The sequence below is a fragment of the Nostoc sp. CmiVER01 genome, assembly GCF_034531135.2.
GTDB lineage: Bacteria > Cyanobacteriota > Cyanobacteriia > Cyanobacteriales > Nostocaceae > Nostoc.
In genome coordinates this window covers 353,965-371,058 of the sequence record NZ_JAVRBU020000002.1, presented here as the reverse complement: position 1 = coordinate 371,058, position 17,094 = coordinate 353,965, and the positions used below count along the sequence as shown (strand labels likewise).

Annotated in this window: 14 protein-coding genes; 8 read left to right on the top strand and 6 right to left on the bottom strand. The window is 41.1% G+C overall.

Annotation, left to right across the window (positions count from 1 at the left end):
• Positions 1-108 precede the first annotated feature (108 nt).
• Complete coding sequence (locus RMZ43_RS04310; protein ID WP_322654544.1) at positions 109-621, bottom strand: hypothetical protein; 513 nt, start codon at positions 619-621, stop codon at positions 109-111.
• Between the two features lie 150 nt (positions 622-771).
• On the opposite strand from RMZ43_RS04310, the gene RMZ43_RS04305 reads away from it, so the two are divergent.
• A complete protein-coding gene (locus RMZ43_RS04305; RefSeq protein WP_322647573.1) occupies positions 772-1,458 on the top strand; it encodes a response regulator transcription factor in 687 nt (228 codons plus the stop codon).
• 202 nt (positions 1,459-1,660) lie between these two features.
• Here RMZ43_RS04305 and RMZ43_RS04300 read toward each other — a convergent pair whose 3' ends face one another.
• The gene (locus RMZ43_RS04300; RefSeq protein WP_322647572.1) at positions 1,661-2,410 is read right to left on the bottom strand and encodes a fatty acid desaturase; all 750 of its coding nucleotides are present in this window, start codon (positions 2,408-2,410) and stop codon (positions 1,661-1,663) included.
• 444 nt (positions 2,411-2,854) lie between these two features.
• On the opposite strand from RMZ43_RS04300, the gene RMZ43_RS04295 reads away from it, so the two are divergent.
• The 4 genes from RMZ43_RS04295 to RMZ43_RS04280 all read left to right on the top strand — a co-directional run bounded on the left by RMZ43_RS04295 (position 2,855) and on the right by RMZ43_RS04280 (position 9,829).
• Positions 2,855-4,372, top strand: a complete 1,518-nt coding sequence (locus RMZ43_RS04295) for an ATP-binding protein (protein ID WP_322654545.1) — start codon at positions 2,855-2,857, stop codon at positions 4,370-4,372.
• A 421-nt stretch (positions 4,373-4,793) separates the two neighbouring features.
• A complete protein-coding gene (locus tag RMZ43_RS04290) occupies positions 4,794-5,258 on the top strand; it encodes an NADAR family protein (protein WP_322647570.1) in 465 nt (154 codons plus the stop codon).
• 569 nt (positions 5,259-5,827) lie between these two features.
• Positions 5,828-8,545, top strand: a complete 2,718-nt coding sequence (locus tag RMZ43_RS04285; RefSeq protein ID WP_322654546.1) for a GAF domain-containing sensor histidine kinase — start codon at positions 5,828-5,830, stop codon at positions 8,543-8,545.
• A 513-nt stretch (positions 8,546-9,058) separates the two neighbouring features.
• Positions 9,059-9,829, top strand: coding sequence for a hypothetical protein (locus RMZ43_RS04280; protein WP_322654547.1), 771 nt, complete (start codon positions 9,059-9,061; stop codon positions 9,827-9,829).
• 32 nt (positions 9,830-9,861) lie between these two features.
• Here the strand turns inward: RMZ43_RS04280 and RMZ43_RS04275 are convergent, their stop codons facing one another.
• On the bottom strand, positions 9,862-10,716 hold the full coding sequence (locus tag RMZ43_RS04275; RefSeq protein WP_322647567.1) for a phosphate/phosphite/phosphonate ABC transporter substrate-binding protein: 855 nt from the start codon (positions 10,714-10,716) through the stop codon (positions 9,862-9,864).
• A 178-nt stretch (positions 10,717-10,894) separates the two neighbouring features.
• Between RMZ43_RS04275 and RMZ43_RS04270 the strand changes: the two genes are divergently transcribed.
• Positions 10,895-11,809 (top strand): Tll0287-like domain-containing protein, encoded by a 915-nt coding sequence (locus RMZ43_RS04270; RefSeq protein WP_322647566.1) that lies wholly within the window; start codon positions 10,895-10,897, stop codon positions 11,807-11,809.
• Positions 11,810-11,872: 63 nt separating this feature from the next.
• Here the strand turns inward: RMZ43_RS04270 and RMZ43_RS04265 are convergent, their stop codons facing one another.
• Positions 11,873-13,252: a serine/threonine-protein kinase gene (locus RMZ43_RS04265; RefSeq protein ID WP_322654548.1), complete on the bottom strand. Its 1,380-nt coding sequence runs from the start codon at positions 13,250-13,252 to the stop codon at positions 11,873-11,875.
• A gap of 283 nt (positions 13,253-13,535) precedes the next feature.
• Here RMZ43_RS04265 and RMZ43_RS04260 point away from each other — a divergent pair, with 283 nt between their 5' ends.
• On the top strand, positions 13,536-13,790 hold the full coding sequence (locus RMZ43_RS04260) for a hypothetical protein (protein ID WP_109010830.1): 255 nt from the start codon (positions 13,536-13,538) through the stop codon (positions 13,788-13,790).
• Positions 13,791-13,793: 3 nt separating this feature from the next.
• On the top strand, positions 13,794-15,053 hold the full coding sequence (locus RMZ43_RS04255) for a murein transglycosylase A (RefSeq protein WP_322654740.1): 1,260 nt from the start codon (positions 13,794-13,796) through the stop codon (positions 15,051-15,053).
• 57 nt (positions 15,054-15,110) lie between these two features.
• Here RMZ43_RS04255 and RMZ43_RS04250 read toward each other — a convergent pair whose 3' ends face one another.
• Positions 15,111-15,980, bottom strand: a complete 870-nt coding sequence (locus tag RMZ43_RS04250; protein WP_322654741.1) for a DUF5895 domain-containing protein — start codon at positions 15,978-15,980, stop codon at positions 15,111-15,113.
• A gap of 247 nt (positions 15,981-16,227) precedes the next feature.
• Entirely contained in the window at positions 16,228-16,926 is a 699-nt protein-coding gene (locus RMZ43_RS04245; RefSeq protein WP_322654549.1) for a haloacid dehalogenase type II, read from the bottom strand.
• Between the last annotated feature and the right edge of the window lie 168 nt (positions 16,927-17,094).

Sequence of the window (17,094 nt, the reverse complement as noted above, 5' to 3'; positions counted from 1 at the left end):
ATCGCGTGAGTTAACTGAATTCTAGGAACTATTAATTTTTAAGAGATAGAAATTCCCCTTTTTAAATCAATGAACAGTTAACAGTAAACACTGAATCTAGATAATTAGCTATTGTGGTGGATTAGGGCGATCAACACCAGGAGGATGAGGAGGAACGCCTAGTGCATCCTTTAACTGTTGTTCACTAACTCCTAACTTTGCCGCCGCCGCCTTAAAATCAGGTCGAGGTGGACGTTGATTGCGATCGCCTGGATTGGGAGGATTAGCAGGAACTCCCAATGCATCCTTTAACTGTTGTTCACTAACTCCTAACTTTGCCGCCGCCGCCTTAAAATCAGGTCGAGGTGGGCGTTGATTGCGATCGCCTGGATTGGGAGGATTAGCAGGAACTCCCAACGCATCTTTTAACTTAGCTTCTGTAACTCCTAGCTTCGCCGCAGCTGCTGCAAAATCAGGTCGAGGTGGTCGTCCCTGTTCATCCGGTGCTTGGTTGGGCGGTAGTTGCGCTTGTGCAATTTGAGAGAATTTACTAGCGGCATTTGCTTGATTGAGTGAAATAAAACCAAATGTGCCAACCAGAACCGGAATCGCACTTACAACTAGTACTCGACGAATATTCATAAAAATCAACCTTCAAAAGGTAGGGTGTTGATATTTCTAATTAAGCCAACTTAAAATTACAGTCCACCTGCTTTCTAAATTACAGTTTTGTAATTTAAGCACAAAGATGAAGAACTTATACTGAAACAGTAAGTAAAGTAGTGAAGGCTTGTGAACGTTCTGTTTGTCGAAGATGAGGCAAAAATTGCTAACTTTGTCCGGGCTGGACTGAAGGAGCAGGGATTTGTTGTAGACTACTGCGACAACGGTGATGAAGGATATCTGCGGGCATTAGAAAATGAATATGATGCGATCGTACTCGACATTATGGTGCCGGGAAAGGATGGACTATCGATTCTGAAACTCTTGCGGCGGCAAGGTCGAAATGCTCCGGTAATTTTGTTGACGGCTCGGAATGAACTAGATGATCGCTTAGAAGGACTAAATTTAGGAGCCGATGATTATATCGCTAAACCGTTTTTTGTGGAAGAGTTAGCGGCTCGAATTCATGCCGTTGTCCGCCGGAGTGTGAGCGAGCGCCAAAATCTGCTTTGCGTAGGCCCTATCAAACTCGATCGCATCACCAGGGAAGTTACTTGCGATCGCCAAGCGATAGAACTCACTAGCCGCGAGTTTAATCTTCTAGAGTATCTCATGCGCTCTCCCGGAAGAGTTTTCACCCGTACTCAAATCTTAGAACACGTTTGGGGCTACGACTTTAACCCCAACACCAACGTTGTAGATGTTTGTATCCAGCGAATTCGTAAAAAAATTGACCCCATCGATCAAGCAGTCTGGATTGAAAGCATTCGAGGGGTTGGATACCGATTTCGCAAGCCAGATTCTAGCCATCCGTGAGAGGTTAAGCTAATTGCAATAATATCAATGTGCATTAGTTCTCGTTACAAGGCAGAGCCTTGTAATGCTATTCAGGGAGGCTCTGCCTCCAAGTATCACATTCCCAGGCAGCAGCCCAGGAAGGAGGTAGGGCAAGACTTTTATGTTAATAAGCTTAATATCCACATGATATTCAGTTTGTAAAGTGTGTAAGTCTTAAGTGTTACAAACTTTCATTAATGTAGGGTCTCGCCATTGCTAAATTATGTGCGGCAATCCCAGGATTTTGATGATGTACATCATGATTAATTGTTGCTTGAATCACCGTTTTACCAAAAATTAGTTCTCCTAATGTTTCAAGAATACTGGGAAGTTTAATCTCAAATGTCCCGTATTTCCCTTTTTGGTGATGTACAAGACGAAAAAACACTATATCTCCTAGCCCATACACAATTCGCAGAAATAACCAAAACAAAAAAAACTTTTCTTTACCAAAGAATATCAATATCCCTAAAATCAATAGTTTTATGAGCAAATCTAACCCTAGTTGAAGATTAAATCCATTCAATTGAATTGAACGAATAAAACTTTGTTCTGGCGTACTCAAGGCGTTTAAAATAACCACAAATAAATTTCCTCGAATATGATAAGCATCTAAATCAGATTCTGTTGTTGGACTCCGATGATGAGATAGATGAATTTCACAGATTTGTAGGTAACTTAGTGTCAAAATAGAAAGAGGAATAGGACTAATAGCCAAACAACTAATTATCCTGTTTATCTGTTTGTCGCTTTTTACATGAATAAGTTCATGTACGCTAATAATCCAGCGAGGCAGTGTAACAGCAACAATCGCAAATAAAATCCAACTAGAAATAAAATCAGCTACAAATAAACCATAAGCCCCTACTAGGATTAGAGCAGCTACAGCACAATGACGGAGATATTGACTGGCATCATCATCGGTAGTCATGTACTCTATTGGACATTTTTTGGTGTTTTTGAGCATTGTATCTCTGAAATGCAGTTATGCTTTTGGCATTTTACACCAGGCTGAATTTCAGAGATCAGCAGAATTTTCTGTTTCTTAGCTGGCTCAAACAATCGATTCACCTTCTCGATCAGAATCTGCTTTAGCAGAATCATCATTCCAATATTCTCTCAAAAGCTTAAACCCAGGATTACTGCTCACAATCCTTGCCCGATTGAGTTTCTCTTTTCTCTATCTTGGCTCTTGGCGCGGCACATCTAGCAGCGATCGCAACATTCGACCATTTTTCTTTCCTTTGAGACGGGTGAAGTCGAAACTTCAGCCTCGCCCACGCAAGATTATCATTTTTCTTAAGACTATTTTGAGTATTTTAACTAATTGGCAAAATACGCTTCATCTTAACCTCTCATGGATGGATTCTAGCTCATGAAACTCTCTTCGTTTCGCCTCCGAATTGCCCTGTTGTCTGCGGCTCTAGCTGGAACCACATTAGTAGGCTTTGGCGCAATCTCCTGGTTTCAGATTTACAATGCAAAAATTAGCCGTCTTGATGCAGAACTATTAAATTATTTGATGCGGCCAACTCCAAACTTGCCTCCACGCCAAGAACCTCCCGAATTTCTCAGCAAAGGAAGTCAACTCTCATCCGAGCGCTCACGATGGCAGCTTTACGAAGATTCATTATCTTATGCCTATAGAACCAATACAAAAACTCCCATTGCCCTACTGGTGCTTGATGCAAACAACAAGATACTTTATCAATCCAACTCTCTAACTAGCGACGTTGAGATGAATCGTTTGCTGCTTAAGCGTCTTCAGTTGATACCTATACCACCACTTTTGCAGCGAGAACCACCGCCACCCCCCAATACAAATCCATCCGTTCAGCCACCACCTTTTCTTCGTCCTCGTCCAACTCAATTAGTCACTGAGCAGACAAAAACAGCAGCTTGGCGGATTGGGGCAGCTAAATTTCCTAATGTTCAGATTGCCATTGCTGTTAATCTCCAAGCCGTCGATCAAGAAATGGCAACGATTCAGAATATCTTTCTGATTTCAATTCCGGGAGGGCTTTTGCTGGTTGCGATCGGTGCATGGTTGGTTTCTGGTAGTGTTTTGCGTCCTATCCGGCAATTAACAGGCGTGATTCAACAGGTGACTGTCAAAGGGCTAGATCAACGGATTCCCATTGGGACAACTGATGTGGAATTTGTCGAACTAATTCAGGTATTTAACCAAATGCTGGAACGCTTGGAACGCAGTTTTACCCAAGCTTCCCGTTTTAGTGGTGATGCGGCTCATGAACTGAAAACGCCACTGACTATTTTGCAAGGCGAACTGGAACGAACCCTGCAACAGGTCGATCCTGGAAGTGAAGTACAACAACGCTTAAGTAACCTGTTGGATGAGGTGCGCCGCCTGAGTGGAATTATGCGAAAACTCTTGCTGCTATCTCTAGCAGATGCGGGAAAAATGAGTTTGTATTTGGTTGAGGTGGATATGTCTGAGTTACTGATGGAGATGTTAGAAGATGTGGAAATGTTAGCTCCCCACTTGAGTGTACAAACTGATTTCACTGACGGGCTACGGGTACAGGGCGATCGCGATCTTCTCATTCAAGTTTTGCAAAACCTATTCAGTAATGCCATCAAATACAATCTCGCTAACGGCTGGATACAAATTCGCGCCCATCAAATTCAAACAACTCTCCATATCACCATTGCCAACGCATCCAAAGATATTCCCCTGAGCGATCGTAATCGCATTTTTGACCGCTTTTATCGCGGCGATCCGGCTCGAACCCGCAAGGTAGAAGGCATCGGACTGGGACTGGGCCTAGCCCGTGAAATTGCCAGGGCCCATCATGGCAATCTTACCCTTGACTCAACATCTTTTGGTCAAACAGCATTCACCCTCACCTTACCAATGAAGTTACAGAATTGAAGAAGAGGCAAGGGAGCAGGGGGGATGGAAAAGAATGGGGATTTTCCAATACGGTTCAGTTAAAGCTAAAAAATAAAACTAAGTTGGCTTGAACTTTAGTGTTACCCAACAAAGCCTTGATAATATTGGGTTTCGTTCCTTAACCCAAGCGTATTGGATTTGACCCCATCAATTCGAGAACCACTTAGTAGAAGTGGGGAAATCATATCAAGTCCGGTGAATCACTTATGATTACCGTATCTGTGCAAAAATCCCAAAAGCCTTTTTCCCCCTGCCCCCTGCCCCCTGCTTCTTCGTTAAGCCGTTGGGAAGAATCCCTAATGATATGAACCGAGAGAAAATCTGTCTGATAACGATTTTGGGTTGCGGGTGCGATCTTTCAGCTACCCTGAAATTGAATATATAAAAGAGCAATTTTCAAATGACCATTTACTTTTATAAGGTTTGGCAGCCTTATGGCTGTTTTTCTAACTTTTCTCCCCACGGAATCCATATTCAGGGTATTTATTGGCCAACGGTTGAGCATTATTATCAAGCTCAAAAGTTTGTTGGCAGCACAGATGCGGGAATCATACCCGTCATCCATGCTGCCGCAACCCCGGAAGAAGCTGCCGCGTTGGGAAGATGTAGCACTCGCCAACTCCGTCGAGACTGGGATTTGGTCAAAACTGAAATTATGCGAGAAGCTCTCCTCAAAAAGTTTATCACTCATACTGATATTAGAGAAGTTCTCCTAAAAACAGGTGATGAGATTTTGGTTGAAAACTCTCCAACCGATTCTTTTTGGGGCTGTGGTGCTAATAGAACCGGTCAAAACCATCTCGGTAAAACTCTCATGAGTGTACGTGAAGAAATCCGTAACTTACTATCTTTAACGATAATTTAGGAATAATTTAATCAAAATAGTTACATTCAACATAAAATCAGTAATTCGACGGGGAATAGTAAAATTCCCCAGCCAAAAATCTTTGAAACAGTTGCCAATAATTTAGTTATTCTTTGAAAAAATTTTAATTAATTGCATTAATGAGTAAAAAGGGTGAAAAAATATTTTTAATTTAACGCAGTTTTTTAGTCAATAAATTAAGTAAAATTACTGAAATAGTTTAATCATTGAGAATATAAAATTAATAGATGTTAATGATTAAGATTTTCTTAACTTTAGCCTTGAAAGGATGTTTGGACAGTATCTAATAATACAAGCAAATAGTTTTATATCTACCTAAATCCACTTTAGAAGGGTTCGAGAGAACAAGCAAAATATCTGATCCTTTTCAAATATCCTCTAAATCCATTTTCAAAAATATTTGCACCAGATGTACGCCCCAAGCAACACATTTGTAGCAAGAATTTTTAGAAATGGAACGAAGATCAAGGCATTGTTAAGTTTAAAACTCTGAACAGCGACAATCAATTATAAAAAAAATTATACTTCAGTCATGGTGTATGTAAGCAATGACATTTACCGATAAACCAAAAGGGTTGCAGCAAAGCTTAGATCAAGAAAGTTTACTGCACCAGATGATCAACCAGATCAGGCGCTCGCTCGACCTCCAGGAAATATTAACAACTACCGTTAGCCAGGTGCGTTTATTTTTGAGTGCAGATCGGGTAAAAATGTATCGTTTTGATACCGATGGTAGCGGTGAAGTTATTGCTGAATCTATCCATGAGCAACGTCTGCCATCCTTATTGGGGCAGCGCTTCCCTGCTAATGATATTCCACAAGAAGCTAGGGAGATGTTTTTGTTAGTGGGGCAACGTTCGATTGTGGATGTGGCAAACGGTCAGATCGGGCTATCGCCTCTACAGTCAAAAGAAACTGGCAAACGTCTAGAAACTAATATCCACTATCGGCAGGTAGACCCGTGCCATATTCAATACTTAAAGGCAATGGGCGTGCAGTCTTCGTTGGTAGTGCCAATTTTAGATTGCGATCCACAAGAACAATCAGCAAAGCCTAAATTGTGGGGATTGTTAGTATCTCACCAAAGTGAACCGCGAAAAATTTTGAAGCGGGAACTAAAAGTATTGCAGCAAGTAGCTGACCAAGTAGCGATCGCGATCGCTCAAAGTAATCTACTCACGGTAGCTCGTACCAAGCAAGAGCGAGAAGCTACTATTAACCGAGTAACCACACTATTACATAAACTGCCGACAGTCCAATTACAGGGGGCGCTAGAAGAAGTTATTACAGCCTTCAATGGAACAGGTGGCAGGCTTTACATTGAACAGAGTCAGGAACTATACACCTGGGGCGAACAACCGACACTCGCCTACGAGTTAGACAACGATATCATCGAACAGCATCCCTTATGGCAAAACTGGATGGCTGAATTTAAACAAGGTAATGTTTGGGCAACATCTGACCTGTATAAAGAACCCCATTTGCGAGTTTTGGCTTTAGCATTCCGTTCAACTCCAATTCGCGGACTTATGGTAATTCCCCTACATTATCGGGAAAAATTTATTGGTGTATTAAGCATTTTTCGCTGTGAATTTGAAACGGAAATCTTGTGGGCGGGACGATGTGAACAAAATCGGCGGCAACTATTACCCCAGCTTTCCTTTGAGCTTTGGCGAGAGCAAAAAAAGGGGCAATCAGTTGAGTGGAAACCAGAAGACATCTCATTAGCGCAAGCCTTGTACGATCATTTCTCAATGGCAATTCAGCAGCAACAGATGTTTAAACAGGTACAAACCCTGAATGGCAATTTAGAACTGCGGGTGCAAGAGCAAACTTATGAACTCGAAAAATCATTACTATTTACCAAGGTACTCAAGCAAGTCACAGAGCATATTCGCCGCACATTAGACTTGCAGACAACTCTGCAATCCATCGTTCGGGAAGTCCGTGCCCTGCTAAACTCAGACCGCGTGGTGATTTTTGAACTGAAGAGTAAATCGGTGATTGTCGAAGAGATTAATGGCAATTGGCAGTCAGTTTTGGGAATGAATGCACCAGCCGATTGCTTTCCTGATGAGTATACCCATCTATATAGTCAGGGCAGAGTACGGGTAATTAACAACGTTTCGATAGCTTCTTTAAATAATTGTCATCGAGAGTTTTTGCAGAGTTTGCAAATACAAGCAACCTTAATAGTTCCGATTAATATAGGTATGGAAGTATGGGGGTTACTAATAGCCCATGAGTGTGAGACTCCTAGAAATTGGGAGGATGCAGAAATTGATTTATTGCAACAGCTAGGAGATCAGGCTGCGATCGCTATTCAACAAGCGCAACTCTATGAACAAACCTGTAATGCCGAAGCTGAAGCCAGAAATCAAGCTGCCCAGTTAGAGCATACCCTACATAAACTCCAAGAAACACAGACAAAATTGATTCACACCGAAAAAATGTCTGGTTTAGGACAGTTAGTGGCGGGTGTCGCCCACGAAATCAACAACCCTGTTAACTTTATTTACGGGAACCTCTGCCACGCTAGTGATTATACTGAACAACTGTTAGAAATTTTACGCCTCTATCAGTTATACTATCCCCAACCTCATAGCGAAATTAAGACAGCGATCAAAGCGATAGATTTTGAATTTTTGGTAGAAGACCTCCCGAAAATCATCACCTCAATGCAAGTAGGAAGCGATCGCATCCGTTCAATAGTGCTGTCGTTACGCAGTTTTTCTCGCTTGGATGAGGCTGAAAACAAGCGCGTTGACCTGCATGAAGGCATTGAAAACACCTTATTGATTTTGCAACATCGGCTCAAAGGTAATGGTGAATTCCGTGGCATTGAGGTCATTAAAGACTATGGCAACATACCAATGGTAGAATGCTATGCCGGTCAAATGAATCAGGTATTTATGAATATTATCAGCAATGCTATAGATGCGCTAGAAATGGAGAATCGAAGTAAGAGGGACGACAAAAAGATTGCCCAATACCCAGTGCCTACTATCCACATTTCCACTAGAGTCTCAGCAGACAATTCTCGTCTATTAATTCGTATTAGCGACAATGGAGCTGGTATGACTGAAGAGGTGAAAAAGCGGATTTTTGATCCGTTTTACACTACCAAACCTGTAGGTAAGGGTACAGGATTGGGATTGGCAATCAGCTATCAAATTATTGTCGAAAAACATGGTGGAATAATGGAGTGCATCTCAGAACTTGGCAAAGGTACAGAGTTCTGGATTGAAATTCCCGTCAGCCTTTAGTCAAAATAGATTGCTAAACTTAGAGAAATCGTTAACAATTTAAAATTCTAAATTAAAGACATTTTAGACGGAGATTTAAACCCTGACTGAGACAAATGACAAAAGTAAAGTTTAGTTGCAAAAAAAATTTTCTCATTTAAGAAGTGATAATCTAATAATTGAAGCTAATAAAGCCTCCCTGGCAGATATAACAGCTGCATTTGGAATGTAATAAGAGGTAAAAGACGCTGTTTAACTTAAATCTGTCTCGTCAAAACACAGCAACACCCAACGCGAAAACTGCTATTTCCTCAAAGATGGAATATTAGGGGGCACTGTAACTAGTTTTTATAACTTGTTTACACAAGCGATGAAAGTTAGTACATCCCTGGCTATGATAAACAATGAGAGGAGATAGTTCAGCGAGTAGAGGTTTGGGTGTTGTCGTGTTAAAAGAGAAGTCTGAGATCAGGACTCCTCTTGGTGTAAGATTATACGAAGTTAAATAGTGAAAAATAGTTTAAATAGCGCCTTATGTCAATTATTGCGCTCAGAGCGTGGTATCTACAAGATTACGAGCCGATTCTAGAACTGGAAAAACGTCCGCCAGACATTCGCTTAAGCAAAAAAAGCCTGCTGAGATCAGCATTGCGAGCAGATTTTTTAGAAGAAAGCGACGAAGTTAGAAAATCAACTTGGTTTGGACGCTATCTGGAAGGAGAAGATATTGAATTTTATATTGAAGGTAGTGGTGGCTATTGCGTCGCTAACATTGACTTAATTAGTCATGAAATCTATTTTACTAAACAGGCGCTATTGGCTCAGTTAGAGCCAACGATTTTTTTATCGTATCAAACAGAGTATGCCGAAGCCACAAATGTTTTAAGAGAAGAACTGCGAAAAAGTTTGGACAGTTTAAACAAGCGATCGCGCCTTCCCTTAACATTAGTAGAATCCTCTCGCCCCAGTGATGCTACTGTACGGATTAACCGCACAATTATGCGAAAAATCCGTAAAAGTTTGTTATTTATCGCTGACACAACGCCCATTGCTAGTATTGATGGTAAAGAAGCTCCCCAAGTAATTCCTAGCCCTAATGTCTGTATTGAAATTGGCTATGCTATCCAAAGTAAGCGGTCTGAACAGATTTTACTAGCGCAGATGCAACGTCCCGATTTTGATGGGCAATTTCCTTTCGATTTACCCACACAGCAAATTTTGCAATTCCAAGACACCACAGAATTAAGTAAAATCCTCACAGGAACGCTTCAAAATCAGCTAGCACGATTTAAATTATTTTATTGAGCAATTTTATAAAAATCTCCTTGAATGAGTATTTAAAATAAACGAACAGGCTTATTTTGCAGCTTGGAAGTAATGGAACTCACCCGATCAACCACAGAAATCATGTACTTGTAATCTGGTACTTGTCCATTGGGTATATAACCTACTTCTTCAGCTAAACCTGAAGGCGCATCGCTCATTACTTTACGGATGAACTCTTGACGGTTACGTTCGACATTAGGCCCAATTAAGACTACACCCAAGGGTACATAGTGAGGGTCTTTAAATAGGATGCGGAATTGGGTTGACCCCAACTGTGAACCGTAGAGACTCAATTCAGCTTCCGAGACAGCACAGGCGATCGCTTTTCCCTCAGCGACCAATTCCAACGCGGCTTTGGGCGTAGGTGCAAATAGAATCTGTGCTAGTGTTGTACCAAAAAGATTGTAAAGTGGGAAATAATATCCTGTTGCCGAACCTAACTGACCTAAAGCGATTGTTTGACCTTTTAGCTGTTTTAAGTCAGATATTGGATTGTCTTTGCGAACAACAAAGATTGAACGCAAATTACTAATACCTATTAAAGGAAACAGGGGAACATATTGGTGACGTGCGATCGCGATCGCTGCTAAACCTGGTGGAGCAAATACCAACGACCAAGCACGAGCCTCAAGCCGCTCAACCGCTCTGTTTTCATTGAAAGCAGGCTCTAGCTGAATTAATGAATTTGTCTTCTCGCCCAAGTAATTATTAAATTTCGCATATTGGTTAATTATTTGCTCGCCTCCACCATAGTTGATAACACCAATAGTTAATGTGCCCTCAAACTCTCGTGGTGATTGACAAGCGGCAAATGTTAAACCTAGCAGATTAAATAGAAATAAACGACGGGGAAATCGCAAAAACATCACTAATTATGCTTCAGGAAATAACTTGGTCAAGACTAATTTGGATAAGTTTGATTGCTGGCTAAACAGGTTATATTTCAACAAAAAATTAATATTTATTTAAATATTGTTGAAATAATTTCTAACAGGTATAAATAAATATTAGACAAACTCAGATATCGCCTTAGTTGGTTAGGTTATGTTAAAGAAAATTACGTTAAAAAACTTAAAAATAGGTGCTAAATTTAACTTACTTTTAATATTAGTTTTCATTATCAGTATTTTGGGTAGTGGCGTTGCTTTATCTAGTTTACTTCAAACAAGGGCGCAAAATGAAGTAGTTTCCCAAGCGGAGATTCTCATCCAAATGGTAAACGCAGTTAGAAACTATACACAAAATCATATAGTTCCACTTTTGGAACCGAGAGTAGAATTAAATTCAACCTTTACCCCTGAAGTAGTACCGACTTTTTCTGCTAAAGAGGTTTTTGAAAATTTTCGTAAAAACCCGCAATATAGCAACTTTTTTCATAAAGATGCAACACTTAATCCAACTAATTTAGCAGATAAAGCCGATAATTTTGAAACTCAACTTGTAGAGCGTTTTCGCAACGAACCCAATACTCTAGAAATTACCGGCTTTCGCACCTTGTCAGAAGGCGAAGTATTTTATATTGCACAACCACTTAAGATTACACAGCAGCAATGTCTGCGGTGTCATTCTACACCAAATCAGGCTCCTAAGAGTCAGTTGGCAACTTATGGCTCTGAAAATGGTTTTGGCTGGCAGCTAAATGATATTGTTACTGCCCAAATAGTCTCTGTTCCTTCAGAAGAGATTTTTGCCAATGCCAAACGAACTTGGATATTGATAATGGGGCTTTTAATTGCAATTTTTGCGATCGTAGTTTTTGTAATTAACTTTTTAATCAAAAAATATGTGATTAAGCGCATCAGAAGAATAGAGCAAATAGCTCAAAAAGTTAGCATTGGTGATATGAATGCTGATTTTGAAGAAAGCTCTAAAGATGAAATTGGTGGATTAGCAGAAGCATTTAATCGGATGAAAGCTAGCTTAAAAATAGCTATGGAAATGCTGAATAACCAGAGTTAATAATTCGTAGTTCGTAATTCGTAATTCGTAATTTACAGAGATAAAAATGGAATGGTTAAAAAATTAAGAAAGTAGGCGTTGCTGAAATTGCAAAGCTTTTTGAGGTTCGGGAATTTGTGATGCTAAAACATTCACAAATTCTGCACGAGAACTTTGCCCAGAAGACCTAACAGCTTTTTGGACTAAGAAACTAGCTATTGGCCCAATTAAATCAGCCAATTCTCGTTCGCACTGATGCACAAAGCTATCGCTGATTACTTGAGGTTCTTGCTTTGGTAAATTATTTGCTTTAAATTCAGATTGAGCAGTAAGTTCCTGTTGTGAAGTACGTTTATCTAGTAAAAACCTTGTTTTATTCTTAAAATCAATTTGTTGATTTCCTCGAAGATGAACGCCCAATTGAGTAATTAATTCTTCACAGTTGGGCGCTGATGCTGCAACTTGTCGTAGTAATCTTGAGGCAACGGGGCCGACAAATTCCAAAAGAATTGTTTCCAAGCGACTGTAACTTTCCGGTGACAAGATAGAAGTATGCGGATCTTTGGTTGAGTTTTTTTGAGAAAACGAAGCTTCAGGCGGTTGTGTAAAAAATGATTCTTGAAATGATTGCGCTTCTATTTTAGTATCGAGATACTTAAGCACTTGTAGAACTTCAGCCGCAGACTGATAGCGCTGTTTGAAGTGGTGTAGCACCATCTTAGATAGCACAAATGTCAACCCAGAACTAACGTTAGCTTGATGCTGCCAAGAAATTTCTCCAGTATCTGGGTCTTCCTCAAAGTTTATTGGATTCAACCCCGTCAGCGATTGAATAGCGATAATGCCCAAGGAATAAATATCGCTGTTGGGGCGCGGCTTACCTTGACCCTGTTCTGTAGACATATATCCTGGGGTGCCAATGGCAATAGTAGCCTCCGTGCGCCCTGAAAGTGTAAGCAGTTGAGTTTGGATTTGTTTGACTGCGCCAAAGTCAATCAGCACTAACTGGCCGTCTTGTCGCCGCCTGATTATATTGTCCGGCTTGATATCTCGATGGATAACGTTGCGGCTGTGAAGAAATTGCAGAATTTCCAACATCTGTTGGAGAAATTGAATTACTTTCTCTTCTGTCCAAGCTTGATTGGGAGACAGTTCTGCTTTTAGAGTATGTCCTTCAATGAACTCTTGCACCAAGAAGAACTCTTGGTTGTGTTCAAAATAAGCTAAAAGCCGAGGTATCTGGTCATGAATACCCAGTTGTTCTAGTGTTTCTGCTTCACTGGTAAATAGCCGTCTAGCAGTTTCAAGAAATTCAGGGTTACGAGTGACGGGCTTAAGGTGTTTGACAACACATTTCGGGAATCCTGGTCGGTGGGTGTCCTGTGCTATATAGGTTTGACCGAATCCACCTTTACCTAAGACCTGGAGAACTTGGTAACGTCCGTCTAATAATTGTCCTAACATTGTGTCACAAGCCTTAAGTCCTCAAGTTAATCTTGGCACAACTACCAGCTTTAGGAAGGTTTCTTGAGATAGAAAGTAGCTAGGTAGTGCGTAACTTTACTACTTTTCAGGAACTGGTTAAAGGATTAGCCGTCTACACTGAAGAGTTATTGTGGATTAGGCATTAGGCATTGGTTATCCTCCCCTGCCCCCTTTACTTCCAACCTCCCGTATGCTTACCCTTTGCATTCGGGGGTTACGTGGTTAACAATGGGTTGAATGTTTTTTAAATAATTCAACTCTTATGGCTAGAACTCCAAATGAATATGCCGTATACCTCCTACTGGAAAGCGGCCACCGAGAAGAAGTACGTTTTCCTACTATTCAAGAGTTTCAGAAGTGGTATAGCGGCGAACTTGTGCCAAAATCTGCTTCAAATGACTTTATTAGCGTGCCGATAAAAAATATTCAAGGGGAATATATGGTAGTAAGACCTTCCCGAGTTGTGGCAATCCGGGTAGAACCCGTTTTTAGTTCCAGTGTTGAAAGATTCAACTAAATGATGAGAAAAACCTTTGCTTTGCTTTCCTTAAGTCTGGGAATTGCCCTTGTAAACCCTCTCTGGTCGGCTGTTGCTCAGGTTCCTAACTTCCTGCCGTTGCCAGTACCCATAACTCCCGATCTTCCACCTCAGCCAATACCAATTACTCCTGAGATAACGCCACCGCTAAAACCAATTGCTATCGGAAGCAATTGTACGTTCCAACAGACTTGCTTGGGTTTAGATGACCAAATTTGGGGTCAAAGGGGTAAGATAGGCGATCGCAACGCGCTGTTGGCTTCCATTGATAACAGTTTGCTTTATTTAACTAAGAAAGAGGCGATCGCAGCATATCAAAATTATCCGATGAAGGAAATTACCCTTGATCGCGTCCAGAGGAGTTTGCTACGCTTTCGCCAACTAGTTATCAGTTCTAAGTCAGCAGAGCAATTACAAGCTGCTGTCAGCCGAGAGTTTGTCTTTTACCAGTCTGTGGGTAACGATGGCAGAGGTACTGTTAAGTTCACTGCTTACTACGAACCTGTTTACATCGCCAGCCGTGTCAGGACTGCAATATATAAATATCCTCTTTATCGGCTACCACCTAATTTCAGCCAATGGCCAAAACCCCACCCAAAACGAATTGATTTGGAAGGGAAGGATGGTTTAAAAGGGAATAAGAGTAAATTGCACGGTTTAGAATTACTTTGGTTCCGCGATCGCTTAGACGCATACATGGTACATATCCAAGGTTCTGCCCAAATTAAGTTAACTAATGGCAAAACAACGTCAGTTGGCTATGCAGGTGGAACTGATTACCCTTGGACTAGCATCGGCAAAGAACTAGCAAAAGATGGCAAACTTCCACTATCAGGATTGACAATGCCACGAATGGTTAGTTACTTCCGACAAAAGCCTCAGGAGTTGAATAATTATCTGCCACGCTGGGAACGATTTATTTTCTTCCAAGAAACAGGCGGTAGACCAGCTACTGGTAGTATTCATGTGCCGGTAACAGCAGAACGTTCCATTGCTACAGATAAGTCTCTCATGCCACCGGGAGCGCTAGCGCTAATTTACAACTCATTTCCCTACCCTGCTGGTGGTGGCAAACTAGAGAGGCGTACTGTCAGCCGCTTTGTGCTTGACCAAGATACAGGAAGCGCCATCAAAGGCCCGGGCCGGGTGGATTATTTCATGGGGTCTGGTAAACTAGCAGGCGATCGCGCTGGCATCACAGGCGGTAATGGTTCACTATATTATTTGCTGCTCAAAGAATAGGGAATAGGGAATAGGGAATAGGGAATAGTTTTCCTAGTCCCCACTCCCCACTCCCACCTAATATGGCGGATAAGCAAAATCATCTTCATCAGCATAAACATAAGAGTTAGAAACTCCTGCCATTGCCAATTTAGGCGTTTCTGATTTTACAGGTTCCCTCCCAAAATCTTTGTATTCTTCAAAAGTCTTACAAATCATTCTAGACTCAAGAGAATCGGAAGCAATTAAGTATTCTGTTAAAGTCCCTACTGTGGGATGTTTGTAGTCTACAGTTGAAGCTACCAGAACTGTATTTGGTTCAATACCTCTTTCTTCACACTCAATTATCGGACAAAAAATCCCGTGAGCATGGAACAATGGCCCTTTTGGTGTCAAGGGTTGCTTGCGGTAAACAGCATAAGCCTTTTCTAGTTCAGCGACGAATCCACTAACTACTTTGCCTTGTTGATATTCGCAGTAAGTTTTGCTGAAACTTGCTCCGGCCGCACCATTAAGAGTTAGTTGTAGTGGTGATTCATGTAAAAACTTTTTATTCTCTCCCACTATAAAAATTAGATAGCGAGTAAAGGTTTTAAATTTAAGTTTGTCGGCTAAAAAAGCATCATAATTCTCTTTGAGCGTACCCAATTTTAAACCACTTTCCCGGTCTTTAACAGACAATGGCCCCCGACGCACTATAACCACGTGTGGAGTAGTGGTAATAAAGACCGTTTCAACTCCAGAGGTAAATTCATGCTCCACTTGCTGCCAATTATCATCTGGCACAAAGCCGACAGCATTAGCATTATCCAGCTTAATTGCCAAACCGTGGGATTGCATACCATCTGTGCCATATCGAGGATTAATCATCTGACACCAGGGAAGGACTTGAGAAGGCGGTGCATTAAATTTCTCGTCTTCAAAGTCGAAATTAGCAGATGCTTTCATCGTTTTAGGCATATCAAAATGTTTTCTTGAACAAGCTGATCCTGAAGAGCCAGAATCAGAGGGTTGTTACGAGCTTTACTCGTCCCTTGCGCGTCGCCCTAAAAACAAGGGTGAATGTTGCGTCAAACTGGAGTAGTAGTTTTTCCAGATTAAGACAGAATCAATCTATGTTGCAATCCCTGTTTCGTTTTGTAACAACAGATCCTCGTCGAAACAGTGCTAGGCACTGAGTACCTATTCTCCGGTATTATTTCGCTAGACTTAAAGCAGCAAGACTCTTTAAATCCGGCACTTCTAAATCAGCTTGACTGATTGCTGAACCTGTAGCGTCAAATCTTTTTTGGTCTGCTCGACGGTTTACCCAGACTGTTGATAGTCCCAGAGATTTGGCTGTAACAATGTCGTGATATACACTAGCAGCAACGTGTAATATCTGCTCTAGTGGCAAATCGATTCTTTCAATAGCTAGTCTGAAGTTGTTTAAGGAGGGTTTGTAGCTTTTTGCCTGTTCTGCTGTGATTATTTGGTCAAATTCCACCTGCAAGTGCTTTGCCGAGAAAGCAAAGAGATCGTCATCTACATTTGAGATAATTACCAGCTTAAACTTTTGCTTGAGGCTTTTAAGTGCCTCAATTGTATCAGGGAAAGGCAGCCAATGCTGAATCGAATCAGCGAGTGAATTTAGTTCGTCAGCAGTTGGCTCAAAGCCAAATCGTTCACCAAATTTCTGGACTACTCTCTCCAATACTTCCCGATATTTGATATGATCTCCTTTTTCTAGTTCTGCTTCAAATTGAGCAAACAGTTCCAGAATTTGCTCGTCATCCAAATTAATGTTATGTGCTAGCAGAAGTGGCTTTAGCACCCCTAAGATACCGTTCTCCCAATCAATTAGGGTTCCATAACAATCGAAAGTTAAAGCCTTGTACTGATTGAAGTCAATCATTTTTTATACTCTAGAGCTTGATTAATAGTGTTCAGTTTTCACAAACTAAAAGATGGGTTCATCCATCTGCGTTGGCGTAGCCTGCCGCAGGCATTGCTACATTTGCCACTCTTAAACTTTATTAACATTTATTCATCTAAGTAGAGTTTAAGTAGGTAGACAAGAAAA

Coding starts and splice junctions, on each gene's coding strand:
- RMZ43_RS04300 (WP_322647572.1), bottom strand. CDS start 2,410: ATGACTACCGATGATGATGCCAGTCAATATCTCCGTCATTGTGCTGTA.
- RMZ43_RS04250 (WP_322654741.1), bottom strand. CDS start 15,980: ATGAAAGCATCTGCTAATTTCGACTTTGAAGACGAGAAATTTAATGCA.
- RMZ43_RS04295 (WP_322654545.1), top strand. CDS start 2,855: ATGAAACTCTCTTCGTTTCGCCTCCGAATTGCCCTGTTGTCTGCGGCT.
- RMZ43_RS04255 (WP_322654740.1), top strand. CDS start 13,794: ATGAGAAAAACCTTTGCTTTGCTTTCCTTAAGTCTGGGAATTGCCCTT.
- RMZ43_RS04285 (WP_322654546.1), top strand. CDS start 5,828: ATGACATTTACCGATAAACCAAAAGGGTTGCAGCAAAGCTTAGATCAA.
- RMZ43_RS04290 (WP_322647570.1), top strand. CDS start 4,794: ATGACCATTTACTTTTATAAGGTTTGGCAGCCTTATGGCTGTTTTTCT.
- RMZ43_RS04260 (WP_109010830.1), top strand. CDS start 13,536: ATGGCTAGAACTCCAAATGAATATGCCGTATACCTCCTACTGGAAAGC.
- RMZ43_RS04310 (WP_322654544.1), bottom strand. CDS start 621: ATGAATATTCGTCGAGTACTAGTTGTAAGTGCGATTCCGGTTCTGGTT.
- RMZ43_RS04245 (WP_322654549.1), bottom strand. CDS start 16,926: ATGATTGACTTCAATCAGTACAAGGCTTTAACTTTCGATTGTTATGGA.
- RMZ43_RS04275 (WP_322647567.1), bottom strand. CDS start 10,716: ATGTTTTTGCGATTTCCCCGTCGTTTATTTCTATTTAATCTGCTAGGT.
- RMZ43_RS04270 (WP_322647566.1), top strand. CDS start 10,895: ATGTTAAAGAAAATTACGTTAAAAAACTTAAAAATAGGTGCTAAATTT.
- RMZ43_RS04280 (WP_322654547.1), top strand. CDS start 9,059: ATGTCAATTATTGCGCTCAGAGCGTGGTATCTACAAGATTACGAGCCG.
- RMZ43_RS04265 (WP_322654548.1), bottom strand. CDS start 13,252: ATGTTAGGACAATTATTAGACGGACGTTACCAAGTTCTCCAGGTCTTA.